Raw genomic sequence first — 21,629 nt, forward strand, 5'->3', positions numbered from 1 at the left:
GAAAACTAGTTATGATCGTTATAATAATCTTTCACATTCTGCAACTTATTCTTTAACTCAATTATAACGTTTTCATAATTGGGATTGTTGTATTCATTTGTTAATTCATATGGATCTCTTTCCATATCAAAAAGTTCCCATTCCGGAGTAGTTGGTTTTTTCACTGCCCCTATAACATCTAATGGCTCTCCATAATAATAAATCAATTTGTACCGATTTGTTCGTATACCGTAATGCGCTGGCACATTGTGAATAGTAAGGTGCTCAAAGTATCGATAATAAATCGCATCTCTCCATTGACCTGTTTTCTTCCCCTGGAGTAAGTGCCGAAAACTCTCTCCCTGCATGGGTTCTTCTACTTTGATTCCTGCAAAATCTAAAAATGTTGGAGCAAAATCATTATTGATAATCATTTCTTTACAGACGGTAGCTGGTTGTATTTCTTTTGGATAGCGAATAACAAATGGCATTTGTAGAGATTCTTCATACATAAATCGCTTATCATACCATCCATGATCACCTAAGAAAAATCCTTGATCGGATGTATATACAATTATTGTATGTTCGGTTAGATGATTTTTATCTAGATAATCTAGCAATCTACCAACATTATCGTCAATTGATTTTACACATCCTAGATAATCTTTCATATAGCGTTGAAACTTCCATTCTTTTACTTCTTGTGAACTCAATCCATCGGGTACTTTTTGTTTGACATCTTCTTCTTTTAAATCTTCTATACGCATATCCGCATTTTTAGCTGCATTTGATTGTTGATAACTATCATGAAATGTATCAGGAATCGGTATATCGTGATGATTGAATAGATCTTTATACTTCTCTGGAGGATGCCATGGACGATGCGGTGCTTTATGATGAACCATTAACATGAATGGTTTATCTTCATCTCTATTATCCAACCATTCTTCTGATTTATCGGTTATGATATCTGTTGCGTAGCCTTCCACTACTTTACTTTCTCCCATTTCAATCATCTCTGGATCATAATAATCTCCTTGGTCAGGAAATACAGTCCAATAATCAAATCCAGTAGGATCGCTTTTATCCCCGTGCCCTAAGTGCCATTTACCTATAATTGCTGTTTGATAGCCGTCTGCTTGCATTAGTTTTGGAAATGTTTGTTGACTTCCGTCAAAATGCTCTGATAATCCACGAACTCCATTTTCATGACTATAATTACCCGTAAGGATGGTAGCTCTACTGGGGGCACATAACGAATTTGTACAGTATACGTGATCAAGACGCATACCATCATCTGCAATACGATCAATATTCGGCGTCTCTATAAGTTGGTCATTATAAGTGCTAATTGCATTGGCCGAATGGTCATCACTCATTATAAATAATAGATTTGGCCGTTTTTTATTATGGCTATTCATATCCAACATTCACCTTCCTTTCTAAATTTAGTGAAACGTTTCTATAAAACAGTGTAATAAAAATTGAAATCGTTTTCAACAAAAATTTATTAAACCTATTAATTAAAGTATTTATATACATACACCAGAAAATAATATTCGATTAAACTATTGAAACGTTTCTATAAATGGATTATAGTATTAGTTGAAATCGATTGCAAGGTATTTTTAAATTTTTCAATTAATTGATTGTTTAGGAGGATTACTACATGACGAACGATTACATTCATCATTTATTAGAAAAAATGACTACAGAAGAAAAGGCAGCTCAGTTACTACAATTAGCCACTCCTTTTTTTAAAGGTTCGAAACACGAAGGAAAAATCACAGGTCCAATGGAAGAAATGGGAGTAAAAGAAAAGGTCATTCAATCCACTGGTTCTGTTTTAGGTGCTTCTGGTGCAAAGGAAACAATCAATATACAAAAAGAACACTTAAAGCACAATCGCTTAGGAATCCCATTATTATTCATGGCTGATGTGGTGCATGGTTTTAAAACTATTTTTCCTATTCCGTTAGCTATGGGATGTTCATGGGATTTACATTTAGCTAAGAAAAGCGCTGAAGTCGCTGCAAAAGAAGCGTCGGTTAGTGGAGTGCATGTTTCTTTTGCACCGATGGTTGACCTCGTAAGAGATCCTCGATGGGGCAGGGTTATGGAAACAACAGGAGAGGATCCTTATTTAAATAGTAGGTTTGCAGAAGCTCAGGTTGAAGGATATCAAGGGAACAGCTCGGTAATAGATATGGATCATGTAGCGGCTTGCGTAAAACACTTTGCCGGATATGGAGCGGCAGAAGCTGGAAGAGATTACAATACAGTAGATATATCCGAACGTGAATTGCGTGAAAATTACTTACCTGCCTATCAAGCTGCATTACAAGCAGGAAGCGAGCTCGTAATGACTTCTTTTAATACCATTGAGGGCATTCCAGCATCAGGCAATAAAAGATTAATGCGAGATATACTAAGAAAAGAATGGGGATTCAATGGTGTTATTATATCTGATTGGGGAGCTGTAAAAGAACTCATCCCTCACGGTGTTGCAGCAGATGCTTCCGAAGCAGCTAAATTGGCAATAGAAGCAGGTGTCGATATCGAAATGATGACTACCACATATATAGATCATCTTGTAACTTTAATCGACCAAGGTAGAATAAAGGAAGATATTTTAGATGAAGCTGTACTACGGATATTGCAACTAAAAGATAAGTTAGGGTTATTCGAAAATCCATACCGAGCTGCTAATGAAGAACAAGAATCACTTACTATCTTACACGCTGATCATCGTAAACTAGCGAAAGAATTAGCGATTAAATCTAGTGTTCTATTAAAAAATAATAACAACACCTTACCATTAGACACGAATCAAAAAATAGCATTAATTGGACCCTTTTCCACCAGCAACGATATCCTAGGGCCCTGGTCTTGGCAAGGCGATAAAAACGATGCAGTAACTTTAGATAAAGGCTTAAAAAACAAAACAGCTAACTTATCTATTGCAAAAGGCTGTGACGTTGATTCCATAGATTCACAGGAAATAGATAAAGCTATTGAAATTGCAAAAAATGCAGATGTAGTGATATTAGGTCTTGGAGAGAGGTCAGAAATGAGTGGAGAAGCTGGATCTCGCGCGAATATCCAACTACCCAAAGAACAACTTACACTTATTAAGGCTATCTCAGAATTAAATAAACCAGTTGTTACTGTGTTATTTAACGGTAGACCACTAGACCTTCACGGGGTTATCGAATATTCCGATGCCATATTAGAAGCTTGGTTTCCTGGAACAGAAGGAGGGTCTGCTATCGCTGACTTACTTTATGGAGACGAAACTCCAACTGGTAAGCTATCCATGTCATTTCCTTACAGTGTAGGACAAGTTCCTGTATATTATAATCATTATAATACAGGCCGTCCGAAAGATGCGCCTAATGCAGAAGAACGCTTCTCTTCAAAGTTTTTAGATATACCAAATGAACCTTTATATCCATTTGGATACGGCTTAAGTTACACCAGTTTCTCCTATGGAAATGTCCAATTATCGTCATCCGTCTTTCAGAGTGGAGAATCAATCGAAGCAACTGTAGAAGTAATTAACAATGGTACTATCGCAGCTGAGGAAATAGTTCAGCTGTACATTCGAGATCATGTCGGTCAAGTAGTACGTCCTCTAAAGGAATTAAAAGGATTTAAAAAAGTATTTTTACATCCAAAAGATTCAAAAAAAGTTACATTTACGATTCATGAACAAGACTTAGCATATCACCATTCTGATTTGTCCTTTTATGCTGATAAAGGAGATTTCACAGTATTTATTGGTACTAATAGCGTAGATGTAAAAGCAGCAACATTCAGATTGGTATAAGAGGAGGTATCATACAGGTGAGTATAAACCCAGAAACATATACGATTCAAAATCACAAAGTGAAGATCGACTTTTTAGCAACTGGCGATATATATAGTATAAAGAGTGGAGAAATCTCCATTAATCAATTGCTAGGGAATCATATCGACGGGTCTCTCAATAATATATATTTACGTCTTTATAAAAATCATGAACAAATATATTACTATCCTTTACTCGGAATCAATTCCAACAGTTCTTTTTCCATATCTACGACCAATGCCAGATGGAAAGGAACGATTGAGGATATAAAATATGAGGTTGTTTTTCATTTAGCGGATGACGCTGTTTGGTTCTGGGAAGTATCGATAGATGATAACCATAATCAAAAAGTTGATCTTGTTTATACACAAGATATTGGATTAGCACATACAAATGCTTTACAATCCAATGAAGCATATGTGTCTCAATATATTGATCATTCCGTTTATAAGAATCACAAAGACAGTTTTACGATCTGTTCGAGACAAAACCAAGACCAACAGGGACTAAATCCTTTTATACAGCAAGGTTCATTACAACGGAATATCGGTTTTAGTACAGATGGATTTCAATTTTTTGGTCAAACATATAAACAAACCAACGTACCGGAAGCATTATTACAACAGAACCTTGCCAACACAGTATATCAATATGAGTTTGCTTATTCAGCACTTCAATCTGAACCAATTCATCTAAATAATAAAAAGACATTCATTTTCTATGCTCACTTTCAAGATAATCACCCAGAAGCCGTAACTCAATTAGAAAACGAAGCATTTATCCATAAAGCTTGGGATAATGTTCAATCACAATCTATCACATTGTACCGACCTATTGAAAAAGTAGAAAAGCATTCTTGGATTGGTGCTCCACTCTGCGGAGAGAGACTTACTATAGAAGAAATGGAAAATCTATATCCAAACCGTATATTAGAGGAAAAAAATGGGGATGATTTATTCTCCTTCTACACAGACACATTTGAACATGTGGTATTGCCTGAGAAAGAATTAAGCGTGGAAAGACCGCATGGACATATTATCATGAGTGGGAATAACCATAAAGTAGTTACAGATACCATAACCTCTAATCATTATATGTACGGAATATTTAATTCTCAAATCGCAACAGGCAATACGAATATGAATAAATTACTATCCAATGCTAGAAATCCATTAAATATAATGAAAACTAGTGGACAACGAATTTATATTGAAATGGAAGGTACCTATCGTTTATTAACTTTACCTTCTGTATATGAGCTCGGATTTAATTATTCACGATGGTATTATAAATTATCAAATGATTTATTATTAATTAAAGCATTTACAACAGTGGAAGAAAAATCTGTTCACTTGGAAATTCGATCGCTTCATAATAATGAATATCATTTCCTTATTTCCAATCACATAACGATGCATCCTAATGAAGATGAGGTAAGTATCTCTTTTGAACGAAATAATCAAGTTGTTACTGTAACAGCAGGCGAAGATGCTGCTAGCAAACAAACATATCCACACCTAAGCTATTTTATGGATATGAATGAAACAAATTTCACATTAGAAAATGAACAATGCATAATTAATAATGGATCGAGTAAGACTCCTTTTGTAATTTTTAAAACAGAGAAAACCAGTGACATTCATCTATCCATAGAAGGTTCATTAACAGGGAAAAGAAACAACGTACAAGCAATTGATTTTTCAACAGAAGCAAAAAAATATCAAGCATATTATAAAAAACTAATGAATCATTTTCATCTTTCTGGTCCGTCTTCTCATCAGTTAAACAAATTAAATGTAATTGCATGGTGGTACACGCACAATATGCTTGTTCACTTTTCTACCCCCCATGGACTTGAACAATATGGTGGTGCTGCATGGGGAACTAGGGATGTCAGTCAAGGTCCTGTAGAATACTTTTTAGCTACCGGTCAAGATGATACCGTGCGTACCATTCTTATAGAGATATATAAACATCAATATATGGAGTCAGGGGACTTTCCACAATGGTTTATGTTTGATCAATATAACAAAATCCAGCAAAGTGACAGTCACGGGGATATTATCGTATGGCCATTAAAAGTATTGGGAGATTATTTGCGACATACAGGAGACTTCACCATCCTAGATGTAAAAGTTCCCTATACGCTAAAGGAGGATTTCACTTTTTCAAATCAAGATTATTCCATCATAGAACATGTAAAAAAACAACTGAACTATATTCAAACTAACTTTTTACATGATACACATTTATCTTCCTACGATGACGGAGATTGGGACGATACGTTACAACCGGCTAACAGTCAGTTAAAGTCTTATATGGTTAGTAGTTGGACAGTCGCGTTAACATTTGAATCCATCCGTAATCTGGCTACAATACTTACGAAGACGAAGTACAAATCACTAGGAGAAGAATTATTGATTGTAAAGCAAGAAATTCAGTCCGATTTTCAAACGTATATCATGAATGATAAAATTGTTCCAGGATTTATCTATATGGAGAATAAAGAACATATTGATTTCATGCTACATCCAACCGATAAAGAAACCGGAATCGATTATCGATTACTACCTATGCAAGAGAGTATTATTAGTGAATTATTTACCAAAGAACAAGCGGATACACATGTAAATATTATTGAAAAACACTTAACTTTCCCAGATGGTGTACGTTTAATGAATCGTCCTGCTAAATATCAAGGCGGGATTAGTACTCACTTTAAAAGAGCGGAACAAGCAGCGAACTTTGGAAGAGAGATTGGTTTACAATATGTACATGCTCATATTCGATTTATCGAAGCTATGACGAAATATGGCAAACCAGAACAAGCATGGAAGGGATTATTCCAAATAAATCCTGTACTGATTCAAGAAACTGTACCTAATGCCGAATTACGTCAAAGTAATACTTATTTTAGTAGTTCTGATGGTAAATTTAATACCCGTTACGATGCCCAAGAACATTTTGATAAATTACGAACAGGCTCCATTCCTGTAAAAGGTGGCTGGCGTATTTATTCCAGTGGACCAGGAATTTATATGAATCAATTAATTAGTAATGTTTTAGGAATTCGAAAAGAAAGTGATGCTGTAATTATTGATCCAATACTCCCTAGAGAATTAGATGGGCTAGTATTGAATTTCGAATTATGTAATAAAGCCATTCAAATAAAATATCATTATCATAAAGATATAGAAGCAATTGAATTAAACGGGCAGAAATTAGAGTATACGGTACAACCGAACCCTTATCGAACAGGTGGAAAGGCTATTCCCCTTTCAGCTTTTAAAGAACATCTTTTAGAAAATAACAACCAATTAGATATCTATTTAGCTTGATTTAAACGCAAGAAAGGATTGCAACAAGAGTTGCAATCCTTTTTACATTTATTATTATTTTTCAAGCAATTTTAGTGATTCGCGGTTGAATGCTGGTAAGTCATCAGGCGTTCTGCTTGTTACAAGATTACCATCAACAACTACTTCTTCATCTTTAACTGTCGCACCAGCGTTTTCAAGGTCTTTTCTCACGGAAACAAAGCTAGTTAATGTTTTACCTTTCAGTAAGTCCGTTTCCACTAAGAATTGAGGTCCATGACAAATCGCAAATACTGGTTTATTGTCTTTCATAAATGCTTTTGCAAATTCTCCATTTTTCGGATCAATACGAAGTAAGTCCGGAGAGAATCCACCTGGTACTAATAATGCGTCATAAGAAGATGGATCTACATCGTTAATACCTTTGTCCGCTTCGATTTTATCTCCATTTTTACCATTAATCGTTTTATTTCCTTCATTACTAATAATATCTACCGTATGACCCGCTTCTTTATAAGCTTTAACTGGATCAGTTAATTCGATTTCTTCTACCATATCTGTGACTAATACTGCAATGTGTTTACTCATGTTTAACTCATCCTTTCATTATTAAGCATCTATCAGTAGTGTACCCGAATTTTTACTGTTGAAACATCTGCACCCACCCTCGCACACTATTTATAAACCAAATTTCGTCAACACTTTCTAGTTCCGATTTAGATATGATTCTTTCCTTGATTTTCTTCTCATCAATTAGCTGTTGACGAAAAGTACCGGCAAGTAAACCTGACTTTATCGGAGGTGTCCAATATTTGCCTTGTGCTTTTACAACGAGATTTCCCATTGTAAATTCCGTAAGCTCTTCTTTATCATTCCAAAGGAGAATATCAAACGCATCTCCTAATTCTTCTCGAAATTTTTCATACATCTTACGAAATGTTGTCTTATGGTAGTAATATGGATTACTTTTATTTATTGGACTTGTGGCAAGTTGAAATGTATTTATTGGTTTTTCATTTCTCAAAGGAATAGTTGTAAAATTAATTTTAATTTCACCGAGTTTATTTGCTAATAATCGAACTCTATACGCTTTTTTTTGCTTAAAGTTTTCTTCTGCATACTTATATAATTTTTGTTCGACTTCTTTGATAGAAAGTGAGTAATTAAAATAATTTGCTGATTTACTTAATCGATCCAAGTGATGATTTAACAAATAGTAAGAACCATTATTAAATTTCATTGTTTCTAGAAGTTCAATGTCAGTCTCGTTTATACATTTGAGTATTTCTGCCTTTGCCCAAGCTTCTTGATATTCAGCCTCTGGATTAGAATCCCAAGTAATTCCTCCACCAACCCCATAAGACATTGTGTTTTGTTCTGTATCAATTAATGCCGTGCGAATAGCCACATTAAAGATCGCCTCTTGATTCGGTGTAATATATCCTATACTTCCGCAATAAACTTCTCTCGGACTTTTTTCAAGTTCTTGAATAATCTGCATCGTACTTTGCTTTGGGGCACCTGTTATCGACCCACATGGAAATAATGCTTTGAAAATATCTATCATCCCGATGTTTTCTTCAATTTCTGCAGAAACCGTTGATGTCATTTGAAATACGGTAGGATAACTCTCCACATTAAATAGTTTTGGTACAGTTACAGTACCTTTTTTCGCAATTTTAGAGATATCGTTTCGTAATAAATCTACTATCATTAAATTTTCAGCTTGATCTTTGATCGATTCCGATAGCAACTGTTTATTCCGAATATCCTCTTCAATGGATTTACCACGCTTTATCGTACCTTTCATCGGTTTTGTAAGTATCTTACCTTCTTTTAATTGAAAAAATAACTCAGGAGATGCTGATACAATGTTATATCTACCTAATTGTAAATGGGCGCAATAATTCGCTTTTTGAGCTTTACTTAATTTTTCATATAAATCATGGTCACGAACTACATTATCGGAATGTAAACGAGCTGTATAGTTAACTTGATATGTATCTCCTTGGGCTATAGAATTTTTAATGGATGATATATTTTTTAAATATTTTTCTTTAGAAGTAGACATCTCCCAATCGACTAGCTGGGATGGCTGTGCATATTCCTGTTCATCTATTGTTTTTTCTACAGGTTCTTTATAGATTCCCATCATAATTAAAGGGAGGTCAAAATCATCTGATGTTTTTAGATTATTATCAAATCCTTCTCCCGCTTCATAAGATATATATCCACCTGCATAAAAGCCTTGTTTTATATAGGTTTCAATTTTTTCCATAGCAGAAATTACTTCCGATTTAGCATTTGCGACAATCATATCTACTGGATCTGAAAAAACTAGTCTTTTCTTTTTCTGTTCATCAAATGCAAAATCAAATATCAATTTTCCTGCTTGTTGCATCTTTTCTTCGCTCCTTGTAATTAGCGTAATGAGTAAGGAAATTATCGAGTAATGTTTCACCATACTCTGTCCAAATAGACTCTGGATGGAATTGAACACCTTCTATTGGGAATTTACTGTGTCGAACTGCCATTATCTCCCCATCTTCTGATTCAGATGTAATTACTAATTCTTCAGGTAAAGAAGCTCGTTCAATTACTAATGAGTGGTACCGTGTTACTAAATAAGGAGAGGGGATATCCATAAATATCGTTTTAGCATCATGAACTAGAGTGGATCGTTTTCCATGCATCGGTGTAGTTTTTATAATATTTGCACCAAATACTTGTCCAATTGCCTGATGTCCAAGACAAACTCCTAAAATTGGTACTTTATCATGAAAAAACTTAATTACATCTAGAGTAATCCCTGCCCGACCTGGATTATGAGGACCTGGTGATAGCAAAATATATTCAGGGTCCAATTCAATTATTTCTTTTATGGTTGTTTGGTCATTTTTAATTACCATTAACTCAATAGAAAGTTTTTCCAAATAATGTACAAGATTATATGTAAAAGAATCGTAGTTATCTATAATTAATAGCATTTTTTTCTCCTATAGCTTCAATCTCAAATTTCCTCTTAACTATAGCATAGACTACAGCTTTTAAGTTATAAATAACATTGTGATATAAATATCACTATAACTTTTTGAACAGTAACAGTACTAGTCTTCTTCCTGAACTGGCTCCCACTTATCCTCAAATGATTTAATTATTTCTATTAAGTCGTTTTCTCCTTTAACTGTATAATGATTATCATGGGCATCCGTATCCAAATCCCCTTCTTCATTCACTGTAATCGTAAAAGTCTGATCTTCATCACTTAATAAAAGTAGATAACCACTATGGGTATAATCATCTGTCTGTTTCAACTGCATATTTTTTGATGCTTGGAGTAACTGATCAATATCTTGTTTATCAGATAAAACAATTTCACGTGGTTCTCCTCGAGGTTTAATCTCATAAATCATAATCTCATTTATTTCTGTTGAATCATTCATTTCCTCTGGTAATACATGTGCAAACGTTACTTCCGGACTGTTCAATTTAACAATTATAATTCCTATTGTTAACACCATAATCATACTGATTATCCATTTTTTCATATATTTCTCACCTCATGATGTAATTCTTGTTGTGTTTTAGATTTTCATGGTTTCCCAAAAGAGTGGATACTGATATAAAATTTTTTCTCTATTAAAACTGACTACATTCAACATCTGAACTTATCCAAAAATTTCGCTTTTGCTTTGACTTTTATGTCGGATACATAACCCATTTAAATTGGTAATCGAAATTTCTCATCCTCTATTCAATTATTAAAATAAATAGCTTATCTATATTAGGATCGTTCTTTGTGATCGCTTTTTGGAATTCCATAATAATCTAGCTATTATATATGGCACAAAGAGGCTGGGACAAAAGTATTCACGCAAAAGATAAATCCGAATGATTTGCTTTTGAAAACCGCTTCAGAAATATACTGCGCTTTCCATGGGCGGCTGGTGAGCCTCCGGATACTTCATATTCCGGGGTCTCGCCTAAGCCTTCCTCCCATAGGACAAGGAAGTCCTCGACAGCATTGCATCGCACGCAGAAAATCGATTTTTGATTTTCAAGGAGTCTGCGTATATTTCTTACGCTTATTTAAGCTATCATCCCATCTTTTGCCAAAAACTGTTCGTTATGGCCCAACCTCTTTGTGTATCATTAAATTTTTCCGTTATTCATTGCTTCAATATCTTTTTCTATTATACTTCATATAGCTTCTTATTATTAAAAATAAATTTCCTCGTAGCAACATGATTAATAAATGTTTGATCATGTGAAACAAATACGATTGTCCCAGGGTAGGCGTGAAAGAACTTCTCTAAAGCTTGGATGGTTGGAATATCTAAAAAATTTGTTGGTTCATCAAGTATTAATATATGAAATTCTCCTAGGAACAAATAACTTAATTGCAGTCGAATCGATTCTCCTCCACTTAATTGATTTAACTTTTTTCTTAAATCATTTCCCGAGAAATACATCGAATGAAGAACACTTCTTAAAAATCCTTCCTCATATTCTGTTCGCTTTTGCAAAAATTCAAGCACAGTCTCATTAATATTCCGCTGGTAACTAAGCTGCTGAAAATAACCAAATGTTACTTTAGGTGAAATATCCAATCCATCTCCACGTTGTACAATATGTTGCAGTAGGGAACTTTTACCAACTCCATTTTCTCCGGTAATAGCAATATTTTCACCAAGAGGAAATTGAAATCTGGCTTTTTCCAATAAAACTTTATCCCCTACTTGCAAAGTTAATTGATCACCTATAATCGGAAATTTATTGTGCAATTCAAGTGCTTTTGATTTATAGAAGTTAATCGGGCGACTTGATTCAGGAGCAGCAACTTCCTTTAATTGATCTATTCGTTTTTCAATAGCTTTTGCACTTTTTTGCATCGCTTTTTGCGTAGCGTCTTTTGACTTTGTCGCAAACATCCGGTTAACCCCTTCTTTTGAGCGGATGTTTGCTTTTTCACCTTTCATCATTTTATTTGCTTTGGAACGCTTTTGATCTGCAGCTTTTTCTAGACGAGACTTTTCCTTAACAAATTGATGATGAGCCTCTTGTTGTTGCTCTAACTCAAGCTCTTTCTGTTTTTCATATTCCGTATAATTGCCTGCGTAAACAAAAACACTGCCATCGCGGATTTCCCAAATCGTCGTTACTAATTTATCTATTAAAGTACGATCGTGGCTTACTAATACTAATGCACCATAATAAAACTCTAGTTCAGATTGAATAAATGCAACTCCGTTTTGATCTAAATGCGTCGTTGGCTCATCAATAAATAAAGCTTCCCGGTACTCTGATAAAAGTTGCGTTAATTTCAACCGAGTTTGTTCTCCTCCACTTATTGAATCTAATTGGGAAGGAACATGTAGTTTTCCTAACAAAGCAGGATCTTCATTTCCTGTTGTTTTATCCGGGGCTTCCATTTGCTCGAAATAGGCATAACTAGCATGTTGGTGTACGATGCCTTTATTTGGTTGTATTTTTCCTGCAAGTAACTTTAATAAACTGCTTTTTCCGGAGCCATTTTTTCCAACAATGCCAATTCGATCAAATTGATGGATGGCTAAACGGTCAATTTTTAAAATTTCTTTATCTAAATAGTTTAATTCAATATTTTCTAATTCAAAACTAATTCTTTCCATTGATAGCTACCTCCGAATAATATTACTTCGTATCGATAGCTAACTATATCGATACGAGCTTGATTACATGGTTATTAAAGACAAGCTCGTACGAATCAAAAGAACAATAACATATACATATTTAACCTCCTAAACAAAAAACACAGGTACTCTACCTGTGTTTTTGTTTAGGAGAAAAACTATAGATAAGATAAAAGACAGCTTAAGAATCAGCTGTCTTCTAACTTATTGAGAATCTATTATAAGATGAATTATTTATATCAGACAGACTACTCCCATTTACTCTCCAAAAAAACAGGTAGAGTTTGAACATATTCAGTTACTTGTTCAAATTTGGGGAACGTAATCTAATTGAATTCATCTTTATTCATTCTCCTTCCGCACATCCTAGTATTACATTAATTATAGCGATGCAATACAGTATCGTCAATATTATCACAAATCATTAAAATACTCGTATTGGATACATTCTATATTATTCGTTAATATTGTATTTTGTACTTCTTGATTTATAAGTGTTTCTAATTCCTGCACTCGTAGCTGCTGATAACTTGATTGCTTGATTAACCAATTATCTAAAAATCCTGGATGGCACATCAATTCGGTTACTTCTTCTTCGACATTATTTAGAATATTTATTAACGATGCTGTATCAACTTCTCCTTCACCGTAAAACCCACCAATAAATTTACTTGGTGTTAAGATATCATCGATACTAAATCCATCTAGTGTTCGTATCGGTAGCCGATATTCTTTAGCTACTTCTTCTATAGCTTCTGCAACTGCCGGAATACGTGTGTGAACATGATGATGACTATCTAAATGTGTTACCTTTGGATACCATGAAAGTAATAGTTCTAACTGGCGAATAATTTCTTCTTTTACATCTTGTTTTTCAGCACTCTCTAACAATGCTTCTCCTTTTAAAAAATTCCCTTGTTTATCAATTAAACTTGGTACATTTGAAGAAATTGGCTCGCCTCTATCTAACACTAGGTGTAAACCCACACCTAACTCTGGAAAACTTCTAGCAAGTTGAATACTTTCTTTTGCGAATATTGTATTCACCATTGCTGTTGTACTTGTTACAATCCCAAACTGATGTGCATACAAAATTCCCATAGTAACCCCTGGTGACAATCCAAAATCATCTGCATTCACAATTAATTTCTTTTTACTCATTCACTCTTCCCTTCTTCCTTTATATTATCTGAAGCACCTGCAGTTTCTTCTTTTAGTAACTGTCGATCATACATCTTAAAGAAAGGATAATAGATTACCATCGCAATGACAATATTAATAATCATTAGAACAAGCCCACTGAATTCCCCTGTCGTAAGAAGACCAGAAAACGGTGCGGGAGTTGTCCATGGTACGATCACATACGGTTTTCCAACAAGACCAATCGCCATCGAAACGTAAGTAATAATTCCAACCGTCAACGGAGCAAGAATAAAAGGAACCATTAATATCGGATTCATTACCACGGGTGCTCCAAATATCGTCGGTTCACTAATATTAAAAATGCTTGCACCAATTGATCCTCTACCTACATTTTTCAAATGTCTTGATTTAGAAAATATCAAAAATAGTAATGTTAGTGCTAAAACCATCCCTGATCCACCAACCGCCCACCAGATAGCCATAAAAGGTTGGCCAATAATATGCGGCAATTCTTCACCTGCTTGATGAGCAGCAACATTTTGTTCGGTTAGACTATACCAAATTGGAGCCATAACACTTGCAACTACCGAAATACCATGAATTCCAAATGCCCATAATAAATGTATTAATATGATTGCTACCATTGCTCCCCAAAAACTCGCACCAAGCATTTCTAATGGTTGCCTTAAAACAGTCGCAACTATATCATGCAATGATAAATCCCACCAATGTGCAAGTAACACATCTACGCCAAATACAATAGAAATGATAGCGGCACCAGGAATTAATGCTGTAAACGCTCTCCATACAGATGGAGGGACGGTATCAGGCATTCTTATTACTAATTTTCTGCTGTTAAAGAAACGAAACACCTCAACCGTAAAAATAGCTAAAACAATTGCAATAAAAAGTCCTTCACTTCCCATTAAATTCAGTGGAATATTTCCGTCCTCAGTTAATGGCGTAGCTACGAAAAATGCGGATAATGCAAGTACACCGGCAGATAATCCATCCATCTTATAACTTTTAGCCAAACTATAAGCGATGGAAAATACAGCGACTAAACCTAACAATCCAAATGTTGCATTAACAGGAATACTTAATGTTGCAGCATATTGCGACATAAACTCCGCCCACGATTTAATTGGTGGTGAAGAAATAATTAAAAAAATACTTCCGATAATCAATAAAGGCATAACCGCTATAATTCCATCACGGATTGCCTTTAGATGCCGCTGTTCTGCAAGCTTTCCTGCCACTGGCATGAAATATTTTTCCATAAATATTTGAAACTTGTTCACTATAAAGCCTCCTTTTATTGAAAAATATTAACAGTAGTTCTCATCAGATTTTTCAAGACTTGTATAATCTAAACATATGAAATGACAGCTACAAGCATTCTTAAATTTGTTCTTACAAAAACATAGCTTTCTTCTACAAATTAGGGAGCGCAACAAATGAAGAATAAATGTTCAATTTCTCTAACTAAATTTCTTTTAAAACTAATATAAATCTCTTAAGAACAGTTGATCTATCTTTTAAAAGTCATGATAGAAAAACATGCAAAAATACAATTGGAAGCGTATTCTGTAATAAATAATCTAAGTATATAAGGAAGAAGGTATATAAAATGTATTATCTCTAATTTAAAGTTAGTGGATGGTAAATGAATGAAGTTGAAAAGATTTTAAAACTAGTTAGGGTAAATATAAGAGGAAATTTTTAATGCTTGTCTATGTATTTTAGTACTGAGTTTGGCAGAACTATTTAATCCCAGAATAAAATAAAAGATAATTGGCATCGGGTTAGTTTTGTCATAAATATTCCAAAGGGATAATTTGAATAAACTAAAAGCATTCTTCTATAGTAGAGAATGCTTTTATTACAATTCTATTAGAGGATCTTTCTTCTTTTCTTTTTTTCGAGAAGGATGACCTACTTTGTCTTCAGAATACGGAAATGTAGTAAATGGAACCCCAGCTGCTTCCGCAGTATTTTTCTCATAAGCTACCAGATCTTTCTTAGTAACATCTGATAATTTTTTCTTCCCCATTGCACGAATAGCGACTTCGAATTCTTCAATAGTTGATTTAAGATAATTGGTAGCATTTTTTGCCCCTTCTTCTCGCACAAATTTATCTTTATACTTCCCATCACTCCACACCACTTGTGTAGGCGGTTCAAAAGGTACTGCATCTAGAACTTGTTTATGAGCTACTGTAAATAATAATACAGAACCTAGATAAACTGCATCGGCACCTAATGCTATTGCCTTCAAATACTCTCCAGGCGTAAACATACCACCTGAAATAATAAGACTGATTTCACTTTTTTTATTTAATTTCTCTAAATGGTTAACAGCTCTTATTAAAGCATGCAAAGTGGGAATACCGAAATCATCTGTTAAGATTGGAGCAGCCCCATATGTAGCTGCTTGACCTCCATCTATTGCTATATAATCAACATCCATTTCTAATAGAGCGTCAATATCATCTTCTATCTTACCTCCTGCTCCAATTTTTGCACCAATAGGTACGCCTCCACTAATTTGTCGAAGCTCTTGTACTAAATCTTTTAGGTCTTTCATCGTTTGATTATCAAAGAAATTATTATGAATCACCGCGTCTTCATCGTCCTCTAATCCCATTACTTTCCTTGCGTGTCCTTGTAAATCTCTTGGAATGATTACATCTCCCATTCCAAATAATGCTCCTTGACCGAATTTTATTTCTATCATATCTGCCTTTTTAAACAACTTTTCTTCTTTTGACCATCTTGCCTTGCCAAACTGCAGTATGTATTTATCTGCGCTGTTTATTTCCTCATCTAAAATTCCACCTTCACCTGAATTAAGAGCAATACCTACATTATTAGCAGCATCCATTAATGCAAGACGTACATTTTTAGCTAACGCAATTCCATAAGCCATTCCGCTAATCATAAAAGGAGCATTAATCTCAAGTGGTTTTTTTGCTTTTGGTCCAATCGTTACAGAAATATCAACCGCTACATCATGATCCGTTGGAAATTTCGCAACTTGAGCTGGTATAAACGTGATGCTTTCAAAGTGAGGCCACTGTCTTGTAGATCCCAATGGACGATGCAAAATCTTTCCATATTCCGACCGCAGATTATTCTCAAATGTAGTTTGAATGCCCATGTGTTTAAAACCAGCAAGCATCTCAATCAGATTTTCTTGATATCTGTCAGACATAATAATGGAACCATATTTTTTTGTCATTTTTTTAATTATTTTACGCCAATTGAAAAGTGTAATTAGGAATCCTAAAATTACGATGCTAAGTAATATTAATATAATTATATCTATCATCGTTTTATTTATTTCCTTTCTTTAATCAGTTATTAATTCAAGTGCAATTCATTACTGATTCTTTGATTCTGATTGCTGATCATTTTCCTTTTTCCATTTCGGGTCGACTAATTGATGGTACTTGGAATTAATATAATATATAGTTATTGGAACGGTTATAGATAATATTAAGCATATCAACGCCATATTATTTAACCTGTCGGCGATAAAACCCATCAAAACAACCCCTCCTTAATCTGTATCCACTGAATTTCCTGGTTCTCTAATATCAATATTTACGGATAACGTAATTTCCACATCCTTGAAATAATTTTCTCCGTAGTCCCAATCATCTTTAACTTGTTTCCAAATCTTCGGCTCTTTGGTTTTCAGATGTTCGGCAAGACCTAGAATATCTGTTTCGTATTCATCTCTAACTTTCTCTATTGTTCCTGTAATTAAACTCTTTACTCTTGTTTCTAAAGAACTCTCTAATTTTTTCATGTTTTTAAGTGCAAAAAAATCTTCCGAATAAAAGGTTTCCACTAACTCAGCATCTAAAAAAGTTTCAAATTCAAAATGAAGATTTTTAGGATCTTTATTTTTTAATTTTATCTTTGTTATTCCATCTGGAATATGAAAAGTTGCAAAGGTATCATCAAATTTGGCTGTTACTGAACCATTATACATAGGTTGTATAATCATATAACCTTCTAAATTGTCATCTTTTAACGTTCCAACCATTTTTGAATTATCGCCACTAAAAACAGCAAGCCCAGTTAAATCAATACCGGTAGAAGATCCTACTGTAGTTAATAAAGGTAACGTAAAACTACGTTTATTAATAAAGTATTGTTGCATATTTCCAAATCGTTGTGGATCTCCTCCAACTGCACGGTAATTTCCTATAATGAGTTGTGTTAAATATTGAGAGGGCAATTTTACATCCTGTGGTTCAATGTACAATAATTCCCCAGCAGATCCCTCTGCTATAGAAAGTATAACTTCTCTATTCATCCGTTTTTCACGCATAAATACATCTACAACATCAGCTAATTGATATTCTTCTTTCACAACTTCATCAGAAATTACCACAATCTCTATATGGCTTCCATCTAATTTTCTATCCTCTTGTTTTTCTATTGCATCTCCTACTTCATAAATTGTTCTTCCTTCCTCCACAATATTTCGATAACCTTTTCCAGTACCGCTAGAAGCAGCAGGCAATGTAATTAGTCCATTTGGAACCACAATTTGTTCAGTCACACTTAAGGTTTGATTTGTATTATCATGAGGAAGGTCGATTGCAATTCCAGATAAAAACGCTCGCTCCTCTAATTCCAAACTATCCCAACATCCTGTTAAAAAAAGAAAAGAAGTAATTACTATGCTGATCAATAACTTTTTCATTGTTTTATCACCTGTTTTTTCTTACGTTTGAAAAGATACATAATATATAAGAACAATATAGTTACTATTGTCACGATAACGGATGAATAACTTATAATTGTTGCGTATAAACCAAGTTCATAATAATTAGCTGGTAGTATGGATAACAATAATATAATAGGGGATATTCCAAACGCCACATATTTTTTATTAACCTTAGGGAATAAATCTGTTATTATCATGACACTAACATCATATGCGAGGATACACGTGAGGAATATCGTAGTGTTCCATATGATAAAATATAAAGATTCAATCCGATCTAGAAGACCTGCCGAATGAATTGTATTGGCGAGTTCCACTAATGGATAGATTGTATTCGCAGTCGTAACATTTCCTAACACAGCTATACAAGTTAAATAAATTGCAACATACAGTATTACTACAATTAACATTCCTGCAGCTGCGCTTTTGGGACCATTTTTAGGATCTCTATTTAATTTCATATAGAATAATAAAATAAAAGCTCCCGTATATGATAAGATGCCATTTGGAAGTTCTTTGATATATGTCTTCCAATCCGTAGTAAAAATCGGTAGTAGATGATTGAAATCACCAAATGGTAGTGCCATAAATACCAATACAACCGTAGCTATGATTGAAAGGGACATAAATCCAAAACACATACGAAACATTGCATTTCTATCACCAGAAACTGCATAGACAATAACTAATAAGAAAGTTAATATAACAAATTCTGATGGGGTTCGATCAAAAAGATAGTGTTGTGATATATCTGCAATAAACGCTAGTTCATACCCTACAATAAACCAACAAACAATTATAAAAAAAAGCGAAAAAGCAACTGCAACAGGTCGACTTAACAAAAAAGATGCATAATCTAAAAATGACTGATTAGGAAATTTAGAAGCTATATTAGCAATCGCCCATGTAACCATAATTGAAATGATTCCTGCAACAAGCAACGTTACCCATCCATCAGCCGCCTCTGTCTTACTCGCTAATAAACGTGGATATGTCAGGATACCAACTGCCACAGCCATACTTGGAACCGAAAAACCAATTGCTCTATTTGAAATTCTTCCATCCGTATAGTTCACTGTTTTCATTAACTTTTCCGACCTTTTTTAGGTTGTTTTAAATTATTCTGCAAAAAGTTCTCCCGCTTCGATAAAATAGTAATTGGTGCACGAATAATAATATCTGACATATCTCTCTTCACCATTGGCATAAGCGGTATACTGTACGGCACCCCAAAACTTTTGAGGTTAGTTATATGAATCACCATTATAATTAACGATAAAATCAGTCCATATAATCCAAGTAATGCAGAGGCTAACATAACTCCAAAACGAATAGCGCGAAAACTAATTGCTACACTATAATATGGAACACAAAAGCTTGCGATAGCTGTTAATGCTGTCACAATAACAATTATTGGACTGGCAATCCCAGCATTTACAGCGGATTCCCCAATTACTAAACCTCCAACAATACTGATGGTTTGACCAATTACTCTTGGAAGTCGTATAGCAGCCTCTTGAAGCATCTCAAATACCATTGCCATTAACAACACTTCAACAGCTGCACTAAAAGGCATCCCCTCTCTACTAGCTGCTATAGAAAAAACTAAGGATGTAGGCAGCATCCCAGGGTGAAAGGATACTAAAGCAATATAGATCGCTGGTAAAAATAAAGCAATAATACATGCAATAAATCGCAAACTACGTATCAAAGAAGCCGTTATCCAACGTTGATTATAATCTTCCATTGATTTCACAATATCATTTAAAACAATTGGTCCGATAATAGAAAAAGGCGTACCATCTACCAAAATCACAAATTTTCCATGTAACATTTCAAATGACGCTTTGTCTGGACGTTCTGAACTTATCATTTGAGGAAATGGAGATAGCGAACTATCCTCAATCCATTGTTCAATTTGTGCAGAATCCGTTACATATTCCGTATCGATAGATTGCAGTCTTCGTGTTACTTCTTCTAAAATATTCGGATTAATGATATCTTCTATATAACAAAGTACTACCTTTTGTTTTGATCTAGATCCAATCTCAAAACTTTTAAATCGTAATTTCGGATCTCTTATATCTTTTCGAATTAAAGACAAATTTACCTCTAAATTTTCTATAAAACCATCTCGTGGTCCGTGAATTAATGTTTCAGATTGAGGCTGCTCCACGGTACGTTCTTTACCACCGGTAGAACCAATGATTAAAGCCTTCTTTTCACCATCAATAAAAAATACAGTCTGTCCGTCTAAAACATAATCAATAATCTTATCCATATTCTCAGATTCTTCAATAGAAGTAATTGATATTACCTCTAACTTAATATTCTCTATGAGATCGACGTCAATATCTTTTAAATTTTGTTGAAGGTTTTGAATAATACTATTATTAATACGGATTTCATCGGTTATTCCTGCAATATAGGCAATCCCACAGATAGTCTTCATCTTACCGATTTTAATATTACGTAAATTTAAATCTTCTGGGTTACCTATCGTATCTTTTATATTTTGAAGATTAGTACTTACCTTACTTGATAACGATAATTTTGTGTTTGAAGATACCTGTATAGAAGTAGCACGTTTGTTATCTGATTGAATATTCTTTAATTTAGATAATATTGATCTTCTCAACGCGATACCTCCAAGGATACAGTTTTTTTTACCATTCCACAGAACCAGTTAATTATTCTCTAGATTGGAATGAATTTATAACTTCGTTTTGTAGTTTAAGATAATACATATGTAAAAAAATTAAGGGAAACATCTTTTAGTGGCTTATTCTTTCTTAAAGTTAGTTAATACTGGTTCACTAGGCAGGTTGCGATTGAATCTTATCAATTTGAGGATGGCTAACATTCTAATGTCTAATCTTGCTGTGGCAAAAGTACCTTGTACCAAATGACCAAAATCGGTATGC

At 34.1% G+C, this 21,629-nt stretch carries 15 protein-coding genes; 2 read left to right on the forward strand and 13 right to left on the reverse strand.

Going from position 1 to position 21,629, the window contains the following annotated elements; all coding sequences use genetic code 11:
* Positions 1-5: 5 nt before the first annotated feature.
* On the reverse strand, positions 6-1,400 hold the full coding sequence (locus tag ABC346_RS19395; protein WP_413236420.1) for a sulfatase family protein: 1,395 nt from the start codon (positions 1,398-1,400) through the stop codon (positions 6-8).
* Positions 1,401-1,648: 248 nt separating this feature from the next.
* On the opposite strand from ABC346_RS19395, the gene bglX reads away from it, so the two are divergent.
* Entirely contained in the window at positions 1,649-3,808 is a 2,160-nt protein-coding gene (bglX, locus tag ABC346_RS19400) for a beta-glucosidase BglX (RefSeq protein ID WP_413236421.1), read from the forward strand.
* Positions 3,809-3,825: 17 nt separating this feature from the next.
* Entirely contained in the window at positions 3,826-7,167 is a 3,342-nt protein-coding gene (locus ABC346_RS19405; protein WP_413236422.1) for a GH36-type glycosyl hydrolase domain-containing protein, read from the forward strand.
* A gap of 54 nt (positions 7,168-7,221) precedes the next feature.
* Here the strand turns inward: ABC346_RS19405 and ABC346_RS19410 are convergent, their stop codons facing one another.
* The 12 genes from ABC346_RS19410 to ABC346_RS19465 form a co-directional block, all read right to left on the reverse strand.
* Positions 7,222-7,734, reverse strand: a complete 513-nt coding sequence (locus ABC346_RS19410; protein WP_017795826.1) for a type 1 glutamine amidotransferase domain-containing protein — start codon at positions 7,732-7,734, stop codon at positions 7,222-7,224.
* 52 nt (positions 7,735-7,786) lie between these two features.
* Positions 7,787-9,547, reverse strand: coding sequence for an aminodeoxychorismate synthase component I (pabB, locus tag ABC346_RS19415; RefSeq protein WP_413236423.1), 1,761 nt, complete (start codon positions 9,545-9,547; stop codon positions 7,787-7,789).
* On the reverse strand, positions 9,519-10,133 hold the full coding sequence (locus ABC346_RS19420; RefSeq protein WP_413236424.1) for an anthranilate synthase component II: 615 nt from the start codon (positions 10,131-10,133) through the stop codon (positions 9,519-9,521). Before ABC346_RS19420 ends, pabB begins: the two co-directional genes overlap by 29 nt.
* Before the next feature lie 120 nt (positions 10,134-10,253).
* Positions 10,254-10,694 (reverse strand): hypothetical protein, encoded by a 441-nt coding sequence (locus ABC346_RS19425; protein WP_413236425.1) that lies wholly within the window; start codon positions 10,692-10,694, stop codon positions 10,254-10,256.
* Between the two features lie 645 nt (positions 10,695-11,339).
* A complete protein-coding gene (locus ABC346_RS19430) occupies positions 11,340-12,797 on the reverse strand; it encodes an Msr family ABC-F type ribosomal protection protein (protein WP_413236426.1) in 1,458 nt (485 codons plus the stop codon).
* A 435-nt stretch (positions 12,798-13,232) separates the two neighbouring features.
* Entirely contained in the window at positions 13,233-13,979 is a 747-nt protein-coding gene (locus tag ABC346_RS19435) for a carbohydrate deacetylase (protein ID WP_413236427.1), read from the reverse strand.
* Entirely contained in the window at positions 13,976-15,262 is a 1,287-nt protein-coding gene (celB, locus tag ABC346_RS19440) for a PTS cellobiose transporter subunit IIC (RefSeq protein WP_413236428.1), read from the reverse strand. Before celB ends, ABC346_RS19435 begins: the two co-directional genes overlap by 4 nt.
* 581 nt (positions 15,263-15,843) lie before the next feature.
* The gene (locus tag ABC346_RS19445; RefSeq protein ID WP_413236429.1) at positions 15,844-17,292 is read right to left on the reverse strand and encodes an FMN-binding glutamate synthase family protein; all 1,449 of its coding nucleotides are present in this window, start codon (positions 17,290-17,292) and stop codon (positions 15,844-15,846) included.
* Between the two features lie 51 nt (positions 17,293-17,343).
* Entirely contained in the window at positions 17,344-17,511 is a 168-nt protein-coding gene (locus ABC346_RS19450; protein ID WP_413236430.1) for a hypothetical protein, read from the reverse strand.
* A 12-nt stretch (positions 17,512-17,523) separates the two neighbouring features.
* On the reverse strand, positions 17,524-18,681 hold the full coding sequence (locus tag ABC346_RS19455; protein ID WP_413236431.1) for a Ger(x)C family spore germination protein: 1,158 nt from the start codon (positions 18,679-18,681) through the stop codon (positions 17,524-17,526).
* The gene (locus ABC346_RS19460; RefSeq protein ID WP_413236432.1) at positions 18,678-19,790 is read right to left on the reverse strand and encodes a GerAB/ArcD/ProY family transporter; all 1,113 of its coding nucleotides are present in this window, start codon (positions 19,788-19,790) and stop codon (positions 18,678-18,680) included. Before ABC346_RS19460 ends, ABC346_RS19455 begins: the two co-directional genes overlap by 4 nt.
* A complete protein-coding gene (locus ABC346_RS19465; protein WP_413236433.1) occupies positions 19,790-21,343 on the reverse strand; it encodes a spore germination protein in 1,554 nt (517 codons plus the stop codon). Before ABC346_RS19465 ends, ABC346_RS19460 begins: the two co-directional genes overlap by 1 nt.
* Between the last annotated feature and the right edge of the window lie 286 nt (positions 21,344-21,629).

The sequence above is a fragment of the Oceanobacillus phoenicis genome, assembly GCF_047238145.1.
In the GTDB taxonomy this organism is placed as follows: domain Bacteria; phylum Bacillota; class Bacilli; order Bacillales; family Amphibacillaceae; genus Oceanobacillus.

Excerpts from the sequence above, each read along its gene's own strand:
- ABC346_RS19460 (WP_413236432.1), bottom strand. The coding sequence starts at position 19,790 with ATGAAAACAGTGAACTATACGGATGGAAGAATTTCAAATAGAGCAATT.
- ABC346_RS19395 (WP_413236420.1), bottom strand. The coding sequence starts at position 1,400 with ATGAATAGCCATAATAAAAAACGGCCAAATCTATTATTTATAATGAGT.
- ABC346_RS19445 (WP_413236429.1), bottom strand. The coding sequence starts at position 17,292 with ATGATAGATATAATTATATTAATATTACTTAGCATCGTAATTTTAGGA.
- pabB (WP_413236423.1), bottom strand. The coding sequence starts at position 9,547 with ATGCAACAAGCAGGAAAATTGATATTTGATTTTGCATTTGATGAACAG.
- ABC346_RS19430 (WP_413236426.1), bottom strand. The coding sequence starts at position 12,797 with ATGGAAAGAATTAGTTTTGAATTAGAAAATATTGAATTAAACTATTTA.
- ABC346_RS19425 (WP_413236425.1), bottom strand. The coding sequence starts at position 10,694 with ATGAAAAAATGGATAATCAGTATGATTATGGTGTTAACAATAGGAATT.
- ABC346_RS19420 (WP_413236424.1), bottom strand. The coding sequence starts at position 10,133 with ATGCTATTAATTATAGATAACTACGATTCTTTTACATATAATCTTGTA.
- ABC346_RS19435 (WP_413236427.1), bottom strand. The coding sequence starts at position 13,979 with ATGAGTAAAAAGAAATTAATTGTGAATGCAGATGATTTTGGATTGTCA.
- ABC346_RS19455 (WP_413236431.1), bottom strand. The coding sequence starts at position 18,681 with ATGAAAAAGTTATTGATCAGCATAGTAATTACTTCTTTTCTTTTTTTA.
- ABC346_RS19410 (WP_017795826.1), bottom strand. The coding sequence starts at position 7,734 with ATGAGTAAACACATTGCAGTATTAGTCACAGATATGGTAGAAGAAATC.
- bglX (WP_413236421.1), top strand. The coding sequence starts at position 1,649 with ATGACGAACGATTACATTCATCATTTATTAGAAAAAATGACTACAGAA.